This is a genomic window from Pseudoflavonifractor gallinarum (assembly GCF_014982855.1).
In the GTDB taxonomy this organism is placed as follows: Bacteria; Bacillota; Clostridia; order Oscillospirales; family Oscillospiraceae; genus Pseudoflavonifractor_A; species Pseudoflavonifractor_A gallinarum.
This window is the reverse complement of sequence record NZ_JADCKF010000001.1, coordinates 316,702-334,154: the sequence shown is the minus strand read 5'-3', so window position 1 is coordinate 334,154 and position 17,453 is coordinate 316,702. Positions and strand designations below refer to the sequence as shown.

Annotated in this window: 16 protein-coding genes, 3 tRNA genes and 1 riboswitch; of the genes, 12 read left to right on the top strand and 7 right to left on the bottom strand. The window is 61.4% G+C overall.

Features of this window, described 5'->3' with window-relative positions:
• The 4 genes from INF37_RS01610 to INF37_RS01595 form a co-directional block, all read right to left on the bottom strand.
• Positions 1-873, bottom strand: a complete 873-nt coding sequence (locus INF37_RS01610) for a DegV family protein (RefSeq protein WP_193535970.1) — start codon at positions 871-873, stop codon at positions 1-3.
• A 52-nt stretch (positions 874-925) separates the two neighbouring features.
• Positions 926-1,477 carry a DUF1836 domain-containing protein gene (locus tag INF37_RS01605; RefSeq protein WP_193535968.1) on the bottom strand — a complete coding sequence of 184 codons (552 nt, stop codon included), beginning with the start codon at positions 1,475-1,477 and terminating at the stop codon, positions 926-928.
• Between the two features lie 179 nt (positions 1,478-1,656).
• A complete protein-coding gene (locus tag INF37_RS01600) occupies positions 1,657-3,255 on the bottom strand; it encodes an ABC-F family ATP-binding cassette domain-containing protein (protein ID WP_101692283.1) in 1,599 nt (532 codons plus the stop codon).
• A gap of 173 nt (positions 3,256-3,428) precedes the next feature.
• Positions 3,429-4,658, bottom strand: coding sequence for a hypothetical protein (locus INF37_RS01595; RefSeq protein ID WP_193535966.1), 1,230 nt, complete (start codon positions 4,656-4,658; stop codon positions 3,429-3,431).
• Positions 4,659-4,977: 319 nt separating this feature from the next.
• Between INF37_RS01595 and INF37_RS01590 the strand changes: the two genes are divergently transcribed.
• The gene (locus INF37_RS01590) at positions 4,978-5,805 is read left to right on the top strand and encodes a putative RNA methyltransferase (RefSeq protein WP_193535965.1); all 828 of its coding nucleotides are present in this window, start codon (positions 4,978-4,980) and stop codon (positions 5,803-5,805) included.
• 451 nt (positions 5,806-6,256) lie between these two features.
• Here the strand turns inward: INF37_RS01590 and asnA are convergent, their stop codons facing one another.
• Positions 6,257-7,270 carry an aspartate--ammonia ligase gene (gene asnA, locus INF37_RS01585; protein WP_101692286.1) on the bottom strand — a complete coding sequence of 338 codons (1,014 nt, stop codon included), beginning with the start codon at positions 7,268-7,270 and terminating at the stop codon, positions 6,257-6,259.
• A gap of 245 nt (positions 7,271-7,515) precedes the next feature.
• Between asnA and INF37_RS01580 the strand changes: the two genes are divergently transcribed.
• From INF37_RS01580 to INF37_RS01535, 10 genes are all read left to right on the top strand, one after another.
• Complete coding sequence (locus INF37_RS01580) at positions 7,516-8,364, top strand: GDSL-type esterase/lipase family protein (protein ID WP_193535963.1); 849 nt, start codon at positions 7,516-7,518, stop codon at positions 8,362-8,364.
• Positions 8,361-8,861 carry a sigma-70 family RNA polymerase sigma factor gene (locus INF37_RS01575; protein WP_193535961.1) on the top strand — a complete coding sequence of 167 codons (501 nt, stop codon included), beginning with the start codon at positions 8,361-8,363 and terminating at the stop codon, positions 8,859-8,861. The genes INF37_RS01580 and INF37_RS01575 overlap by 4 nt, the downstream gene beginning before the upstream one ends.
• The gene (locus INF37_RS01570) at positions 8,854-9,705 is read left to right on the top strand and encodes a DUF3298 and DUF4163 domain-containing protein (RefSeq protein WP_193535959.1); all 852 of its coding nucleotides are present in this window, start codon (positions 8,854-8,856) and stop codon (positions 9,703-9,705) included. Before INF37_RS01575 ends, INF37_RS01570 begins: the two co-directional genes overlap by 8 nt.
• Positions 9,706-9,841: 136 nt before the next feature.
• Positions 9,842-9,918: transfer RNA gene (locus INF37_RS01565), tRNA-Met, on the top strand.
• Between the two features lie 24 nt (positions 9,919-9,942).
• A tRNA-Glu gene (locus tag INF37_RS01560) sits at positions 9,943-10,017 on the top strand.
• A 29-nt stretch (positions 10,018-10,046) separates the two neighbouring features.
• Positions 10,047-10,123, top strand: a tRNA-Val gene (locus tag INF37_RS01555).
• Positions 10,124-10,192: 69 nt separating this feature from the next.
• The gene (locus INF37_RS01550; protein ID WP_193535957.1) at positions 10,193-11,623 is read left to right on the top strand and encodes a serine hydrolase domain-containing protein; all 1,431 of its coding nucleotides are present in this window, start codon (positions 10,193-10,195) and stop codon (positions 11,621-11,623) included.
• Entirely contained in the window at positions 11,620-12,531 is a 912-nt protein-coding gene (locus INF37_RS01545) for an RluA family pseudouridine synthase (protein WP_193535956.1), read from the top strand. The genes INF37_RS01550 and INF37_RS01545 overlap by 4 nt, the downstream gene beginning before the upstream one ends.
• Positions 12,528-13,010 (top strand): GNAT family N-acetyltransferase, encoded by a 483-nt coding sequence (locus INF37_RS01540; protein WP_193535954.1) that lies wholly within the window; start codon positions 12,528-12,530, stop codon positions 13,008-13,010. The genes INF37_RS01545 and INF37_RS01540 overlap by 4 nt, the downstream gene beginning before the upstream one ends.
• Before the next feature lie 26 nt (positions 13,011-13,036).
• Positions 13,037-13,115, top strand: a riboswitch (Fluoride riboswitch).
• A gap of 53 nt (positions 13,116-13,168) precedes the next feature.
• Positions 13,169-14,392, top strand: a complete 1,224-nt coding sequence (locus INF37_RS01535) for a cation:proton antiporter domain-containing protein (RefSeq protein ID WP_193535952.1) — start codon at positions 13,169-13,171, stop codon at positions 14,390-14,392.
• Between the two features lie 64 nt (positions 14,393-14,456).
• Here INF37_RS01535 and INF37_RS01530 read toward each other — a convergent pair whose 3' ends face one another.
• Together INF37_RS01530 and INF37_RS01525 are read right to left on the bottom strand one after the other, a co-directional pair.
• Complete coding sequence (locus INF37_RS01530; RefSeq protein ID WP_193535950.1) at positions 14,457-15,227, bottom strand: type III pantothenate kinase; 771 nt, start codon at positions 15,225-15,227, stop codon at positions 14,457-14,459.
• Positions 15,228-15,248: 21 nt separating this feature from the next.
• Positions 15,249-15,923, bottom strand: coding sequence for an ECF transporter S component (locus tag INF37_RS01525; RefSeq protein ID WP_235964123.1), 675 nt, complete (start codon positions 15,921-15,923; stop codon positions 15,249-15,251).
• A gap of 261 nt (positions 15,924-16,184) precedes the next feature.
• Between INF37_RS01525 and coaBC the strand changes: the two genes are divergently transcribed.
• Positions 16,185-17,387, top strand: a complete 1,203-nt coding sequence (gene coaBC / locus INF37_RS01520; protein ID WP_193535948.1) for a bifunctional phosphopantothenoylcysteine decarboxylase/phosphopantothenate--cysteine ligase CoaBC — start codon at positions 16,185-16,187, stop codon at positions 17,385-17,387.
• Positions 17,388-17,453: the final 66 nt, after the last annotated feature.

Here is a 17,453-nt window from a genome sequence, read left to right as displayed (position 1 = left end):
TTACCGCTCCGTTCCCATAAAGAAGAGTGCCACCGTACCCGGTCCGGTGTGGGCGCCAATGACGGGGCCGATGTGATTGTAGACCACGTCCTTCACGCCAAAGCGGCGCTTGGCCTCCTCGCCCACCACTTTGGCGTCCTCCAGGCAGTCGCTGTGGCTGATGAAGATGACCTGCTCCTGGGGATCGGTGATCCGCTTTCCCATCTCATCCACCAGGTACTTGAGGGAGGCGCCGCGGCCGCGCACCTTCCCCACGTTGATGAGGTGGCCCTCGTTGTCCACATGGATGATGGGCTTGATGTTCAGCATTCCGCCCACAAAGGCTGTGGTAGCGGAAATCCGGCCGCCCCGCTTCAGGTGGGCCAGATCGTCCACCGCCACCCAGTGGCAGAGCTTGAGCTTGTTGGCCTCGGCCCAGTCCCGGACCTCCTCCAGGCTCTTGCCCGCCTTCTGAAGGGCAACGGCCTGCCACACCAGAAGTCCCTGTCCCAGGGAGGCACACAGGGTGTCCACGGTGAAGATCTTCCGCTCGGGGTACTTCTCCCGCAGCTCGGCCACCGCAATGGCGGAGGAGTTATAGGTGGTGGAAAGCCCCGAGGAGAAGGCCAGCACCAGCACATCCTCCCCTGCCTGCAGCATGGGCTCCAGCACATCGATGTACTGGGAGACGTTCACGGCAGAGGTGGTGGCCATCTTTCCCTCCCGCAGGCGGCGGTAGAACTCCTCAATGGGCATGGCCCGGCGGTCCGGATGATCCTCATAGGTTTTTTCTTCCATGGTAAAACACAGGGGCAGAACGGTAACACCCAGTTCCTCCACCATGGCCGCGCTCATATCGGCGGCAGAATCGGTGACAATGCGATAGTTGCTCATGGGAAAACCCTCCTTATCATGGGCCATATATGGCCCTCTTCGCCGGGCAGGCTCACTTCCCGGCGCGTTCCTTCTTCCGGCTGCTCCGCTTCGGCTCCGGCGTATGCTGGGCCAGGATGTCCAGCACCCGCTGACAGGCCAGACGATCCGCATAACTGCGCAGGGCCAGATCCAGGGCCAGACGGGGCAGGTCTTCCTCCTCCCCCTCTTCGGGCAGGCTCTGGGCGGTCTCACTCAGCGCGGCGTCCAGCTGCCGGCAGAAGTAGGCATAGAGCTCCTCTGTGGTGCGCTTGCGCTCGGTACCCGCGGCGATGAGACGGTTGGTCTCCTTCACGGAGAGCACCTGCTTGAGCACACAGATAGCAGTCAGATACCCCAGATGGGTGCGGGAATAGCGCTTTCCCTCCGCCCTTGGAAGCAGGCCGTCCTTGATGTAGTTGTTTACCATGGCGGAGGTCAGCAGTTCCCCATCCCCGTAGTGGATGAGCTGCCGGGGCAGATAGGAGACCACCTGATCCATATACAGTCCGATGTCGGGAAAGCTCTCCCAGTCCACCGGCCGCTGCTCCTGCATCCGCGCTTTGAGTTCCTTGAGTTCCTCCATCGAGTATCCTCCTTGCCCGCTTTCTTCCGGAGTATTGTCTTTTATTCTATCACATTTTCCACAGGAAAGCAAAGGGCGCTTTCCCCGCATATTATGCCGCTTTCCGTCACATAACACGACTCACTTTACCTGGAGAAAAAGCCCGGCCCATCTCTCCGGAAGGGCCGGGCGCTGTGTCCTTATCCGTTGGAGCTTACGCTCTCCAGATACTCGTCATAGGTCATCTTCCGGTCGATGAGCTTGCCCTCGGCCGTGAAGTCAAAGATCCGGTTGGCCACGGTCTGCACCAGCTGGTGGTCGTGGGAGGAGAAGAGCACATTGCACTTCACCGCCTCCAGACCGTTGTTGACCGCGGTGATGGACTCCAGGTCCAGGTGGTTGGTGGGCTGGTCCAGCAGCAGCACATTGGCCCCAGAGAGCATCATCTTGGAGAGCATGCACCGCACCTTCTCGCCGCCCGAGAGGACCTTCACGCTCTTATACACGTCGTCGCCCGAGAAGAGCATCCGGCCCAGGAAGCCGCGCAGATAGCTCTCGTGGGGGTCGGGAGAAAACTCCCGCAGCCACTCCACCAGGTTCTCGTCGTGCCCCTCGAAGAAGGCGGTGTTGTCCTTGGGGAAGTAGGAGAAGGTGGCGGTCTGGCCCCACTTCACGGTGCCCTCGTCGGGCTCCATCTCGCCGGTGAGGATCTTGAAGAGGGCGGTGTGGGCGTTCTCATTGTCGCCCACGAAGGCGATCTTGTCATCGTGCCCCACGATGAAGGAGACCTTGTCCAGCACCTTCACTCCGTCGATGGTCTTGCTCACATCGGTGACAAAGAGGATGTCCTTGCCCACCTCCCGCTCGGGGGAGAAGGCCACCCAGGGATAGCGGCGGGAAGAGGCGGGCATCTCCTCCACGGTGAGCTTGTCCAGGAGCTTGCGTCGGGCCGTGGCCTGCTTGGACTTGGACTTGTTGGCGGAGAAGCGGGCGATAAAGTCCTGCAGTTCCTTGATCTTCTCCTCATTGCGCTTGTTCTGGTTCTTGATGAGGGCCTGCACCAGCTGGGAGGACTCATACCAGAAGTCGTAGTTGCCCACGTAGAGCTTGATCTTGTTGTAATCGATGTCCACGATGTGGGTGCAGATGGTGTTGAGGAAGTGGCGGTCATGGGAGACCACGATGACGGTCCCCTCGAAGTCCAGCAGGAAGTCCTCCAGCCAGTTGACCGCGTTGATGTCCAGGTTGTTGGTGGGCTCGTCCAGCAGCAGGATGTCGGGGTTGCCGAAGAGCGCCTGGGCCAGCAGGACCTTCACCTTGAGGCGGGCGTCCAGGGTGGCCATGTCGTTGTAGTGGAGCTCGGTGCCGATGCCCAGTCCCTGGAGGATGCGGGAGGCGTCGCTCTCGGCCTCCCAGCCGCCCAGCTCGGCATACTCCTCCTCCAGCTCACAGGCGCGGATGCCGTCCTCCTCGGTCATCTCCTCCTTGGCATAGAGGGCTTCCTTCTCCTTGCCGATGTCATAGAGGCGCTGGTTGCCCATGATGACGGTGTCCATAACATTGTAGGCGTCATAGGCGTTCTGGTTCTGCTTGAGGACCGACATGCGGGTCTTGGGCAGGATGGAGACCTCACCCTTGGTGGGCTCCAGCTCGCCGGAGAGGATCTTCAGGAAGGTGGACTTGCCCGCGCCGTTGGCGCCGATGATGCCATAGCAGTTCCCCTTGGTGAACTGAAGATCCACATGGCTGAACAGGGGCTGACCGCTGTACTGAAGGGTCAAATCAGAAACGGTGATCATTGTTTCGCTCCTTATCTGTCACAAAAAGTAATCATAATCTTGTCTATGATACCATATCCCATGCCAAAATGGTAGAGAAAAAAGGACGAAAGAGACGGTTCTTTCCCTGTTCTTTTCCACATCCGCGCAAAAACAGGCCCGGAGGCAAAACCTCCGGGCCAATGCAGCAGTTTTTACTTTTCCACGGTGGAAAGGGCAAAGGTAATGTGATCGGTGGGCTTGTTAATCATCGTACCACCGCGGGTGAACGCAAAGGTATAAGTACCGTCTCCGTTATCCGTGAATTCGTTGGAACCGTCAGAGCAGTTCAGAACCAGGGCCTTGCCGTCCGCCACCTGAACCGTAAAGGTGATCGTCTTTTCTCCCCAGAGATAATCACTATAGGACATCCGGATGGTCTCGTTCACGTCGACATTTACGCCCTCGCGCTTGTCCTCGATTCCATAAGTGACAGAGAGCACCCCGTCATCCTTGCTCTCATAGGTAAAATAGGCATGGTCTTCTTCAAAAACCGCTTCCTTTTTGACCAGGTCAATCGCAGCGCCATCCACGCCGACGGTTACGTCATGGTCGCCGCCGATCATCTTGTAGCCGCTCAGACGGTTATTCTCCGCCAGCCACGCCTCGTTGATGGTCGTGCCATAGGGGACCATTACATTGTCAGTTTTGCTCTCCAGCGTGCCGCCATTGACTCCATTGTTGTTGTTCACATAGTAGTTAATGGTAACAGGATATTCATTCACCGTAAACTCAGGGGTCACCGTGATATTCTTGTTCTCATCGGCATACTTCAGCATATCAGCAGTGAATGTATCGGGCATCGCAGTTGTTTCATTCAGCATCCAGCGGCTGAAGGTATACCCCTCTTTTTCGGGAACAATGCTGGTGAACAGCGGCTCGTCCAGCGCGGCGGTGATGAAGCCCAGCTCGTTTCCATCCTCATTCGCGAAGGTGATCGTATACATGGTCTTGTCAGTCACCAGATCGAAGGAGACATCCTTCCCATAGCACCAGGCCTCGGCGCCCTTATCAGTGAAGGAGAAGGTGTAGGCATTGCTGTCCTCATCATACTCGAACTCGTTCTCCACATTGGTGCCGCTCAGGCCCACCAACTCATAGCCGGGCTCGGTGGTGACGGTGAAGGTGGTCACATTGGTGTAGCTGTCCCGCCACACGATGGTACCGGTCTGGGTGGTAATGGTCTCGCCAGCCTTGATCTCGCCGTTGTAAGTCCCATTGGTGTCGGATGCCTTCACACTGGCAATTCCGCCGTTGTCCCCTCCATAGGTGAAATTATAGTTGGCGGGGGCTCCATCCTTCCAGCTCAGGGCAGATGCGGCAGGCGCCATGACCGCCACAGCCAGAGTCAGGGCCGCAGCCCGCTTGAGTGTCCGTTTCTTCATTGCGTTTCTCTCCTTTTGTCAATTGATCCCCGGCCGCCTCCCAGGTATGGCTGGCCGGACGTTTGAAGTATGGCACACAGCGGTTACAAGTCGGTTACATTATTAAAGTTTTATGTGAATTTATATTATTTTCCGTTTCTGACATTTTTTCTCCCGCAGACTCTTCTATATTTGTCTAATTCCCCATCTAGCATCGCGCTTCCGGATAGGATCTGCTTATCCGAAAAACGTCTTTCTTTTTACACTGCAACTCATATTCTGCTATAATAAATAAAAACTCCCTGTTATCCATTCTGTTCTCTGATAAGGAGGCCCCTCTATGAGCCTGTTCCGCTGCCCCATCTGCTCCGCTCCCCTCACCCGTGGGGAGCGTACCTATACCTGTCCCAACGGACACAGCTACGACATTTCCAAGGAAGGCTATGTCCATCTCCTGCCCCCCAACCAAATGCACTCCAAGACCCCCGGAGATGACAAGGCCATGGTGGCCGCCCGCAACCGTTTTCTCTCGGCGGGATACTACCAGCCGCTGCGCACCGCCCTGGAGGAGCTGGCCCTCCGCTACGCCCCAGCCCCCTGCGCCGTGGTGGACTCGGGCTGTGGGGAGGGGTACTACACTGCCGGGATCGCCCAGGCCCTGCGGGAGGCGGGCCGTTCCCCCGCAGTGGCCGGGATCGACATCTCCAAATTTGCCCTCCGGTGGGCCGCCAAGCGGGACCGTGAGACCGAATTCGCCGTAGGCTCCGCCTACCGCCTGCCGGTGCCGGACGGCTGCGCCCATTTGCTGGTCAACTGCTTTTCCCCTCTGGCCGCGGAGGAGTTCCACCGGGTCCTGAAGCCCGGCGGCGTGTTCCTCTATGTGGTGCCCGCTCCGGAGCACCTGTGGGAGCTCAAGGAGGTCCTCTACGACACGCCCTACCCCAACCCGGATGAGACCATCCCCTATGAGGGCTTTCAGCTCCTGGAGGTGGTCCCGGTGGAGACCATGCTCCATATCGAAAATCCGGAGGATCTCCAGGCCCTTTTCCAGATGACTCCCTACTGCTGGAAGACCCCAAAGGCCGGGGTGGAGCGGCTCCGCGCGCTGTCCCAGCTGGAGGTCCGCGCCGGCTTCCGCATCCACGTGTTCCGCCGGGATATGGCATAAAAAAGATTGGCGCGGCCCATGGGCCGCGCCGCAGTCTGTCAATAAAGTGTATTTCTGTGATTTATGCTGCAAGAGCCTCGCAGAGTTCCGCCGTCCGCAGACGGCGGAAGAGGGTCCAATCGTGTTTTCCGGCGGCGTGTACGTCGGGAAACACTCCTCTCAGGCCGCAAGTGTGCGAGCGCAAGCGAGTGCGCGCCGCGGCCTGCATCCCCCTCTCAAAAATGCTTGCATTTTTGAGAAATTTATAGCAGGATAACCCCCGCGTCCTGGCACGCCGCGATGGTCTCTCCGTCCCACACGCTCGCCTGCACCTCGCCGATATGGGCCTTGTTCCCGCCCGGCATTCATGCCGGGCGGGGTCCCATTTTCCTTCCTCGTGGCGAGTGAATCGCCCCTGCGGCAAGGTTTTGCCAAGGCAAAACACTTGGTCTGGGCAAGGCCCATCCCGGCTTTACAGCAGGATGACCCCCGCGTCCTGGCACGCCGCGATGGTCTCTCCGTCCCACACACTCGCCTGCACCTCGCCGATATGGGCCTTGCCCAGGAGCAGCATGCACAGACGGGACTGGCCAATGCCGCCGCCGATGGTCAGAGGAAGCTTGCCCTCCAGCAGGAGCTTGTGGAAAGTGAGGGAGCGCCGCTCATCGCAGCCGGCGGTGGTGAGCTGCTGGTCCAGCACCTCGGGGCTCACCCGGATGCCCATGGAGGAGACCTCAAAGGCCTTCTGCAGCACCGGGTTCCACAGCAGAATGTCGCCGTTGAGGTTCCAGTCGTCATAGTCGGGAGCACGGCCGTCGTGGGGCTTACCCGACTTGAGCGCGCCGCCGATCTGCATGAGGAAGGTGGTGGGATGATCCTTCACCCAGGCGTTCTCCCGCTCCTTGGGGGAGAGATTGGGCCAGCGGTCCTCCAGCTCCTGGGTGGTGACAAAGCTCACCTCCGGGCACAGGGCAGGCAGCGCAGTGAGCCGGGGGTAGACCGAGCGCAGGGTGGTCTGGGTCTCACACATGGCCTTGACGATGGTGCGTACGGTCTGCTTCAGATACTCCACGTTCCGGTCCCGGGGGGCGATGACCTTCTCCCAGTCCCACTGATCCACATAGACCGAGTGCAGGTTATCCAGCTCTTCGTCCCGCCGGATGGCGTTCATGTCGGTGTAGAGTCCCTCTCCCACCGAGAACTGATACCGGTAGAGGGCCATACGCTTCCACTTGGCCAGAGAGTGGACCACCTGGGCGTCCCGGCCCGCGGAGGGGATGTCAAAGGTGACGGCCCGCTCCACACCGTTCAGGTCGTCGTTCAGGCCGGTGGCCGCCTCGACAAACAGTGGGGCGGAGACCCGCATCAGATTGAGCGCGCCTCCCAGTGCGTCCTCAAAAAAGCGCTTGAGAAGGCCGATGGCCTTCTGGGTATCATACAGGTTGAGGCAGGGAGCATAGCCCGCCGGGATGACGGTCTTTTCCATACGAACATCTCCTTTTATCCATCGGGACACGGGATACCATCCTACGTTTCTCGATTTAATATACTAACGCATTATAACCCACAGCACCCCACCTTGCAAGAGTGGACACAGGAAATTGCAGCAAACTTTTTCCCCACTCCCCGCGTCTAATCGATAGTTACACAAAACCAGAAGGGAAGTAGAAAATGCCGCGCAGAGGTCACACATATCGCTCGTACGCACCCAGATGCCTGGGGGCGTTGGCTTTGTGCGCCTTTTTTCTGACCCTTGCCGGGAGTTTTGCGGTGGTTTCCCGCACGCTGGCCGCTGCGGCCTCCCACCCTTCTCCCCCATATGACAGCCGGCCAACTCCTGCGGCGGCCCCCTCGCCCTCCCTTTCCGCCCCGCCGACTGCTTCGGCCCCGCCTGCCACACTCCCGCCGGTCCCTTCCCCCACGGCCACCCCTGCGCCCCCCGCCTATGACTATGCCGTGCCGGTACCGGCCTCCCAGGCTGTTTCTCTGGACTGGTTTTCCGATGCCGCCTTTCTGGGAGATTCCCGGACCGAGGGTCTGCTTCTCTATACCAAGGTGCGGCCGGCCGGCCGCCTGGCCTATCGGGGCATGAACCTCCAGACGGCCCGGAGCAAAGCCTTCCTTCCCATCCATGGGAAGCGCCTGAGCGCGTTGGAGGCCCTTCAGGAGCAGCGCTTTTCCAAGCTCTATCTGGGCCTTGGTCTCAACGATCTGGGCTGGCGCAGTCCGGAGGGGTTTTACCTCCAGTATGCCCAGCTGATCGATCAGATCCGGCAGCTCCAGCCACAGGCCCAGATCTATCTTCAGACCCTGCTCCCGGTGACCAGCCGGAAATCGAATGAGGGCATTTTCACCAACGCAAAAATCACTGCTTATAATCAGAAGCTTCAGCTTCTGGCCCAGCAGAAGGAGCTCTTTCTGCTGGATATCTGGTCCCAGTTTGCCGATGCATCCGGTACGCTGCCCGCCCAGGAGAGCAGCGATGGGATCCATCTCTTCCCCAACGCCTATGAGAAATGGCTCTCCTACCTCCAGACCCACACCGTAGCCTTCGATAGCGGGAAGGAGGGAGCGCCATGAGTTCCGCTTTGGATCGCCGCGCCGTTCTCACCGAGTATATCCTGTCCCATCAGGCCGACTTCTACCGTCTGGCCTACAGCTATGTCAAGGATCGGGATGCCGCATTGGACGTGGTACAGGAGAGTATCGTCAAAGCCCTCAGCAAGGCCGACTCCCTGCGGGAGCCCGCCTATGTCAAAACCTGGTTCTACCGCATTCTGGTCAATGAGAGCATCACCTGGTTCCGTCAGGGGAAACGGTTGGTCCCGCTGGAGGATCAGTTGGAACAGGAAGCCGCACCCGAATGCGATCCCGGTGCCCGGCTGGATCTTTACGACGCCATAGAAAAGCTCAGCGAAAAGGAGCGGACGGTCATCCGCCTGCGCTTTTTTGAAGATCTGAAGCTGGAGGAGATCGCCCGGGTCACCGGTGCAAATCTCAACACGGTCAAGTCCCGGCTCTACAAGGGACTCAAACATCTGAAAGAATGGACCGAGGAGGATGATATTGATGCATGAGCATTGGAAGGAAGCCAAGGAGCGCTACGAGGCCATTGAGATCCCGGAAGACCTCTCCTTTGCGACGGAGTCTGCGGTACGCCGGGGCAATCGCCGGTATCTGCGCCGCTGGACCCTTCGGAGGGGATGGGGCGCCGGTCTGGCCGCCTGCGCCTGCTTCTGCCTGCTGGTCAACGGCAGTCCTGCCTTTGCCAGCGCCGTGTCCTCTCTCCCTGTTCTGGGAGACCTGGCCCGGATCGTCACGGTGGAGCAGTATCAGATCAACGACCGGGAACATCTCATCGATGTCCGTCTCCCCGCACTGACCGACACCGGCAATACCGATCTGGAACAGCGCATCAACACTGAGATCCGCACCCGCATTGACCAGGTCCTGGAGGAGGCGGAGGAGCGTGCCCGGGAGGCCCGGGACGCCTTTGTGGACACCGGAGGCCGGGCCGAGGATTTTACCCCCATTATCATCGATGTGGACTATGAGGTAAAATGCTCCAACCAGCAGTATCTGTCCTTCGTGATCTACAAGACGGAAACCCTGGCCAGTGCCTATACGGAGATCTATACCTACAACCTGGATCTGACTACCGGGACCGAGCTCACCCTTCCCGGTCTTCTGGGCCCTGACTGGAAGGAACGGTGTGACCAAGTGATCCGCGACGAGATGGCCCGCCGCACCGCAGAGGAGGATGCGGTCTATTTCACCCAGGATCAGGGCGGCTTCTCCGGCGTGACCGATGACCAGGCCTTCTATCTGGATGCCGACGGAAATCCGGTCCTCTTTTTTGAGAAATATGAGATTGCCCCCGGTTATATGGGGATCCAATCCTTCTCCGTTCCCCTCCCCTAAACGGATCTGCTCCGGGCCGGCACAGGCTGGTCCGGAGCGGGTAAAAAAAATCCAAAGTTTTTTGAAAAAACCAGTTGACAAATGGAAGGTTTTCGTCTATACTAAGTCCTGCCCTGTTTCGAGGGGCTGCTGAAAAGGCGGTATAGCTCAGTTGGCTAGAGCATGCGGTTCATACCCGCAGTGTCCCCGGTTCGAATCCAGGTACCGCTACCACAGGTCTGTTTCAGACCTTCGCTTGGCGCGTTGGTCAAGCGGTTAAGACACCGCCCTTTCACGGCGGTAACACGGGTTCGATTCCCGTACGCGTCACCACGACGGGAGAGGAATCGCTCCCGCCAATTGGAGGCTTAGCTCAGCTGGTTAGAGCGCCTGCTTCACACGCAGGAGGTCACTGGTTCGAGTCCAGTAGTCTCCACCATGAATGTCCCAGGACCACACGGTTCTGGGACATTTTCTTTTATCCGCCGAGGAAAGGGGCCTGATTGACATGAAGTGGAACACAGAGGCATTGGACCGTTTTCTGGAAGAAAAAATCGCTGAGCGCAAGCTCCCCGGTGTGGCGGTCTGTATCCGCGGACCGGAGGGCGTACTCTTCTCCAAGGGTTACGGCCACCGGGACGGAGCGGGTCTCCTCCCCGTGGACGGCGACACCATCTTCGGCGTGGCCTCCATGAGCAAATCCATGACTGCCCTGGCCTTGGCCATACTGGAGGAGGAGGGGAAGCTCTCTCTGGAGGACCCGGTGGTCCGCTATTTTCCCACCTTCCAGGTGCCCGGCAACGCCCGGGATGAGGTGACCCTCCGGCACCTGGCCATGCACACCTCCGGCATCCCCCCCATGGAGCCGCTGGAGTGGTCCATTGCCATGAATACCCCCGGCCGCGACAGCAAATGGGCCCGCACCCTTCAGGCCTCGGCCCCCAATACCATGTCCACCATCCAGGAGGTCATCGACTACATCGCCCAGGGCCGCTACCCCACCCTAGGCGCGCCGGGCGAGATCATGAGCTACTCCAACGAGGGCTATGCCATCCTCTCCTATGTGGTGGATCAGGCCGCCGGCATCCCGCTGGAGCAGTTTTTGCAGGAGCGGGTCTTCCGCCCCCTGGGCATGGAGCGCTCGGTGATGGACATCGCGGGCGAGGAGGCCAAGGTCCTGGCCAAGGGAAACATCTCCGCCCTCTTTGACCTGGATGACGAGGGACAGCTCTACTGGGATGAGGTGTGGTCCGCCCTGCCTCCCTTCCGGGGGAGCGCCTGCGCCCGCTCCACTGCCCACGACATGGCCCGGTATTATCAGTGCCTCTCCAACAGCGGCGTGTTGGACGGGGTGCAGTGCCTCCCCGCCGGGGCGGTGGAGAAGCTGGCCGGACCGGCCTTCCCCACCCAGGAGAAGGCCTTCTACTGCCTGGGCCTCAACAAGCGCCTTCTGGACGGGCATGTGTACTGCGAGCACTCAGGCGGCCTCCACGGGGTCTCCTCCGAGGGCGGCTACCTGCAAGGGGAGAACTATGGCTTTGCGGTGCTGTGCAACCAGGGTGAGGTGGATGTGACCGACCTCCTGTGGGCCCTCTACAACGCGGTGACCGACCGGCCGCTGGAGGCCGACCACCGCTGGCTCCACCCCGCCGGCGGGACCTTCTCCCAGCCGGAGCTCCTCACCGGGCACTATGTCTGCCATGAGGGAGTGCCGGTCCACTGGACGGTCTCCTGCCAGGACGGAGCACTCTCGGTGGACCAGGATGGAACCAAGCGCCGGCTGCTCTGGTGCGGCGGCACCTGGTTCCAGCAGCTGGATGAGGAGGGTCAGGTAGTGGGCCGCTGCCGCTTCCACATCCGCAACGGACAGGCCTGGGGCGTCCAGGTCTACACCCGCGTCTACCAGCGGGAAGATTATGAAAAGGAGACTCAGCTGTGAGAGAACCAAAACAATCCGCGCCCCTAACCTGGACCGTGGAGGAGGACGGCGTCCTGCTCCCCTTCCTGCTCTCCCATGTGAAGGGCAAGTCCCGCAACAACATCAAATCCATGCTCTCCTCCGGACAGTTCCGGGTGAACGGAAAGGTATTCACCCGCTTTGACCACCCTCTGGCTCCCGGCGACCGGGTGAGTCTCGCCCCCAAGCAGGCCCGGGAGGAGGTTCCTGCCCTCCCCTTCCCGGTGCTCTATGAGGACAAGGACATCATCGTCATTGACAAGCCCGCCGGACTCCTCACCATCGCCAACGAGAAGGAAAAGATCCGCACCGCCTACCACATCCTCACCGACTACATGCGGGAAAAGGAGAAGAACGGCCGGGTCTTTATCGTCCACCGCCTGGACCGGGACACCTCCGGCGTGGTGCTCTTTGCCAAAAACGAGGAGACCAAGCTGGCCTTCCAGGAGGACTGGGAGGGCCGGGTCCGCCGCCGTGGCTACCGTGCCCTGGTGGAGGGGGTGCCCGACGAGTCCGAGGGACGCATCCGCTCCTATCTGCGGGAGACCCGCACCCATCTGGTCTACTCCGGCGCGCCGGGGCGGGACGCCAAGGAGGCCATCACCCGCTACCGGGTCCTCTGCTCCGGGGGCGGCTATGCCCTTTTGGAGGTGGATCTGGAGACCGGCCGCAAGAACCAGATCCGCGTCCACATGTCCGACCTGGGCCATCCCATCGCCGGAGACCGGCAGTATGGGGCCCAGAGCCGCCCGCTGGGCCGTCTGTGCCTCCACGCCCATGAACTCACCCTGGTGGACCCCCGCACCGGCGAGGAGCGCACCTTCTCCGCCAAAGAGCCGGCCGCTTTCCGCCGTCTGTGCCGGAGTGGAAGCGGGGAGGGCCGGAGATGAGTCCTGCCATCCGTCTGGAGCCCCTCACCCCGGCCGACGGGCCCTACTTCTATGAGCTGGGCTCCGATCCCCAGGTGGCCCGGTACATGCGCTTCTCTCCCCTCACCGATCCCGCCCAGGGGGACGAGCTGGCCCAGTCCTACACCACGGGGGGCAACCTGGCCTGGCGCATTGTGGACGCTGTGAGCGGCCGCTCCGCGGGGGTGGCCGCCCTCAAACTGGGAGACCATGAGGACACCCGCCGCTCGGTCTCCCTCTTCCTGGCCCGGGACGCCTGGGGACAGGGATATGGCGCGGCCGCCGTGCGCGCCCTCCAGGCACAGGCGCTGGAACTGGGCTTTTCCACACTGGCGGGATTCATTGTGGAAGAAAACACCGCCTCCCGCCGTCTGGCTGAGAAATGCGGCTTCACCCTGGAGGAGATCCTCCACTTTCCCCACATCAAGCCGGGGCTGTGTCTCTACGGCTGGAGGGCTTGACAGCCGCCCCGTTCGGGAGTATACTGACACACCGAGGGAATGAAGTTCTCCCTGGCCCGCCCGTCGGGTAAAACCGCCATTACGGCTGATGACTTCTGCCAAGCGCAGGAGGCATCAGCCTTTTTTGCGCTCCAAATTCTGGAAAGGACGGTATTCTCATGCTGACAAGTCTCGCGCTCATCCTGCTTCTGGGGTTCTTCGGCTCGGCCGTGGCCCAGAAGCTCCACCTGCCCGGTCTGCTGGGCATGCTCCTGGTGGGCATCCTGCTGGGGCCCTCCCAGCTGAACCTGCTCTCCTCCTCTATGCTCTCCATTTCTGCCGATCTGCGGCAGCTGGCCCTCATCATCATTCTCACCCGGGCGGGCCTCTCCCTGGATCTGGCCGATCTGAAACGGGTGGGCCGTCCCGCCCTTCTCATGTGCTTTGTCCCCGCCTGCTTTGAGATCTTCGGCATGGTGCTGCTGGCTCCCCGGCTGCTGGGCATCTCTACGCTGGACGCCGCCATCATGGGCGCAGTGGTAGCCGCCGTATCCCCGGCGGTCATCGTTCCCCGGATGATCCGCCTGATGGACGAGGGCTGGGGCGCAGAAAAGAGCATCCCCCAGCTGATTCTGGCCGGCGCTTCGGTGGATGATGTCTTCGTCATCGTGCTCTTCACCGCCTTTACCGGCATGGCACAGGGCGGTAGCTTCTCCCCCGTCGCGCTCCTCTCCGTGCCGGTCTCCATCGTGTTGGGGCTGGCCGCCGGACTGGCGCTTGGCACGGGGCTGGCCCGCTGGCTGGACCGCCCCGCCCTGCGCCTGCCGGTGCAGGTGCTGCTCCTGCTGTCCCTGGCCTTCCTGCTGGTAGAGGGCGAAAATCGACTGGAAGGGCTCATCCCCTTCTCCGGCCTTCTGGCTGTCATGGGGACCGGCATCGGCCTCCAGCGCCGTTCCAAGGCGTGCGCCAAGGCCCTCTCGGGCGCTTTTTCCACCCTCTGGGTGGGAGCCGAGGTCATCCTGTTCGTCCTGGTGGGCGCCGAGGTGGACGTCCGCTATGCCGCCGCGGCCGGCGCTATGGCGGTGATCACCGTTCTGGGCGCCCTGTGCTTCCGGGCGGTGGGGGTCTGTGTGTGCCTGCTGGGGTCCGGCTTCTCGCTCCGTGAGAAGCTCTTCTGTATTCTCTCCTACCTGCCCAAGGCCACGGTCCAGGCCGCCATTGGGGGCGTGCCGCTGGCCATGGGTCTGGGCTGCGGGGAAATCGTGCTCACCGTGGCGGTCATCGCCATCCTGGTCACCGCCCCTCTGGGCGCGCTGGGAATCGAGCTGAGCTACCGCACCCTGCTCTCCCGGGAGGTCACTTCCGCCGCACCGGAGGAGCTCCCGCCCGAGCCTACTCTGTGAGATAGACTCCCCAGGAATAAAAAAGTCCGGCGCCGCATATGCGGCGCCGGACTTTTTCGTATCGTCAGGAATTGCGCTCGTAGAGCTTCAAAAGACCGATCAGGAGCAGGTTCTCGTCATAGTGGATCCCATGCTTGCAGAAGGGGAGCACCACGCCCATCAGGCCGCCGGTGGCCACCACGGTCACCTTCTCGCCCAGCTCTTCCTCCACCCGGTCCACCAGTCCGTCCAGCATGGCGGCGTTGGAGTAAATGGCGCCTGCCTTCATGCAGTCCACGGTGTTTTTGCCGATGAGGTGCTCGGGCGGCTCCTCCAGATTGATGAAGGGGAGCTGTGCGGCCCGCCCGGAGAGGGCGTCCATCGAGAGGCGCAGCCCGGGAATGATCACACCGCCGATGTAGCTGCCCTCCCGGTCCAGCACCGACATGGTGGTGGCCGTTCCCATATCAAAGATGACCAGCGGGGGCTGATAGAGGGAGAGGGCGGCCGCCGCATCCACCAGCAGATCGGCGCCCACCTGCCCGGGAATGTCCATCTTGATCTGGATGCCGCCCAGGTCCAGACGGTTGCTCACCACCAGGAAGGTCTTGCCGGTCAGGCGTTCCATGGCCTTGCCCAGCACATAGCGGAGCTCCGGCACCACGCTGGAGATGATTCCGCCCTCCACGCCGGAGAGATCCACCTCTTTCTCCGCCAGCAGCCCCCGGAGCAGGAGGACGTATTCGTCCACCGTCTTGTTTCGGTCGCTCTGCATCCGCAGACTAAAGCGGAGGGTGCTTCCTTCAAAGCCGCCGACCACCGTATTGGTATTGCCCACATCCAGTGCCAAGATCATGTATCCCGTTCTCCTTCTCTCTTACATCGTATCCCGCTTCAGGGCCTTCTGCAGGGGCAGCGCCACGGCGGGCACCAGTACGGCGGCAGCCACCGCCTCAGGCACACCGTTGACGGCCACCACGCCCATGATGACGCCGATCACTTCATTGACCGGCAGATTGTAGGCCGTGGCATAGGCCTGACGGAACACCAGACCGATGGTACCCATGACCAGGATGGTATTGGTAAAGGCGCCCGCTACCGCGGCCACCGCCGCCTCCACGGTGCGCGCCCCCGCCTTGCGGCCCAGCAGCTTATGCAGCAGGGTATAGACGCCCCAGGCCACAGGCCCGATGAGCATCCGGGGCACCATGGAGATAAAAAGGGCCCACACGCTTCCGTGCTGGGTACCGGGCACCGGAATGAGGGGCGAAAACGCAAAGGACAGCACGCCGGGCACCATGGTATTCTTCACCAGGCTGGTCAGGCCAAACACGGCGCCCAGGAAGGCGCCCTGCCGGGGCCCCAGTACAATGGCCCCGATGATGACCGGGACATGGAGAATGGTGGCCTTGATGAGAGGCAGGTCGATGAGCCCGATGGGGGTTGCGGCCATGAGCAGGACGATGGCGGTAAACAGGGCGAGTACCACCATGTCCCTCACCGCTGCACTGCGGGCCGTGCGGTTGGGAGCTGCTTGCATACGTACATTCAATTGTAAAACCTCCTGCTGCCGTTCTCCTCCTGGGGAGATACAGCGCAAATTTTGTTGTGCCCGGGGCTCCTCTGTTCTCTCCTGCCGTCCCATGTCGGGTACAGCGGATCGTTTTGGCCCAAGGCGGTTCCCATTATAGCCAATCCAGAGGCAAAATGCAAGGAATCTGCCCAAATTTATACCAGACCGTTTACACTTTGCCCGGCATTTGCTATACTATCCGGGAAGAATGGCCCTCCCGGGCAGAATCGAGGAATTCCCATGCTGAAAGGAAAAACCGTGCTGCTGGGCGTCACGGGCGGCATCGCCTGCTATAAGGCCGCGGCCCTGGCCTCCGCCCTGGTCAAGCAGCACTGCAACGTACATGTCATCATGACGAAGAACGCCACGGAGTTCATTGGCCCGCTGACCTTTGAGCATCTGACGGGCAACCGCACCGTCACCGACACCTTTGACCGCAACCACACCTATCAGGTGGAGCATGTGGCTCTGGCTGACCAGGCCGACCTGGTCCTCATCGCTCCCGCCACCGCCAATGTACTGGCCAAGCTGGCCCACGGCATTGCCGACGACATGCTCACCACCACCGTGCTGGCCTGCGACTGTCCCAAAATTGCCGCTCCGGCCATGAACACCCGGATGTATGAAAACCCGGTGACCCAGGACAATCTGGAGACTCTGCGCCGCTATGGCTGGGAGGTCCTTACCCCCGCAGCCGGCCGTCTGGCCTGCGGCGCGGTGGGCCTTGGGAAGATGCCCGAGCCTGAGGACCTGCTGGAGAGTGTCCTCCACGCGCTGGTCCACCCCAGAGATATGGAGGGCCTGCGTCTGCTGGTCACCGCCGGCCCCACCCGGGAGAGTCTGGACCCGGTGCGCTACCTCACCAACCACTCCACCGGCACCATGGGCTATGCCATTGCCCGGGCCGCCGCCGCCCGGGGCGCCCAGGTCACGCTGGTCTCCGGCCCCACCGCGCTGAAGCCCCCGGCCTATGTGGAGACGGTGGACATCACCTCGGCCCAGGAGATGTTTGAGGCGGTCACCCTCCGCGCCGGCACTCAGGACATCATCATCAAGGCTGCCGCCGTGGCCGACTACCGCCCTGCGGTCGTGTCCGGAGACAAGATCAAAAAGTCGGCGGACGGCAGCGATCTCAACCTGGCGCTGGAGCGCACCCAGGACATCCTGGGCTGGCTGGGAGAGCACAAGGCCCCCGGTCAGTTCCTCTGCGGCTTTTCCATGGAGACCCGCGACATGGTGGAAAACTCCCGCAAAAAGCTGGTCAAGAAGCACCTGGATCTGATCGTGGCCAACAACCTCAAAGAGGAGGGAGCCGGATTCGGCGGCTCCACCAACCGGGTCACCCTGCTCTCGCAGGAGGGAGAGAAGGCCCTGCCCCTGCTCTCCAAGGACCAGGTGGCCCACGCCCTGCTGGACGAGATCCTGACCATGCGCGGCAGATAACCTTCCGCACGGTTCGCAGCGATACAAAACCCCCGCCCCGGGATTTCCGGGGCGGGGGTTTTCTTG

Excerpts from the sequence above, each read along its gene's own strand:
- INF37_RS01610 (WP_193535970.1), bottom strand. The coding sequence starts at position 873 with ATGAGCAACTATCGCATTGTCACCGATTCTGCCGCCGATATGAGCGCG.
- INF37_RS01605 (WP_193535968.1), bottom strand. The coding sequence starts at position 1,477 with ATGGAGGAACTCAAGGAACTCAAAGCGCGGATGCAGGAGCAGCGGCCG.
- INF37_RS01600 (WP_101692283.1), bottom strand. The coding sequence starts at position 3,255 with ATGATCACCGTTTCTGATTTGACCCTTCAGTACAGCGGTCAGCCCCTG.
- INF37_RS01595 (WP_193535966.1), bottom strand. The coding sequence starts at position 4,658 with ATGAAGAAACGGACACTCAAGCGGGCTGCGGCCCTGACTCTGGCTGTG.
- INF37_RS01590 (WP_193535965.1), top strand. The coding sequence starts at position 4,978 with ATGAGCCTGTTCCGCTGCCCCATCTGCTCCGCTCCCCTCACCCGTGGG.
- asnA (WP_101692286.1), bottom strand. The coding sequence starts at position 7,270 with ATGGAAAAGACCGTCATCCCGGCGGGCTATGCTCCCTGCCTCAACCTG.
- INF37_RS01575 (WP_193535961.1), top strand. The coding sequence starts at position 8,361 with ATGAGTTCCGCTTTGGATCGCCGCGCCGTTCTCACCGAGTATATCCTG.
- INF37_RS01570 (WP_193535959.1), top strand. The coding sequence starts at position 8,854 with ATGCATGAGCATTGGAAGGAAGCCAAGGAGCGCTACGAGGCCATTGAG.
- INF37_RS01550 (WP_193535957.1), top strand. The coding sequence starts at position 10,193 with ATGAAGTGGAACACAGAGGCATTGGACCGTTTTCTGGAAGAAAAAATC.
- INF37_RS01540 (WP_193535954.1), top strand. The coding sequence starts at position 12,528 with ATGAGTCCTGCCATCCGTCTGGAGCCCCTCACCCCGGCCGACGGGCCC.
- INF37_RS01535 (WP_193535952.1), top strand. The coding sequence starts at position 13,169 with ATGCTGACAAGTCTCGCGCTCATCCTGCTTCTGGGGTTCTTCGGCTCG.
- INF37_RS01530 (WP_193535950.1), bottom strand. The coding sequence starts at position 15,227 with ATGATCTTGGCACTGGATGTGGGCAATACCAATACGGTGGTCGGCGGC.
- coaBC (WP_193535948.1), top strand. The coding sequence starts at position 16,185 with ATGCTGAAAGGAAAAACCGTGCTGCTGGGCGTCACGGGCGGCATCGCC.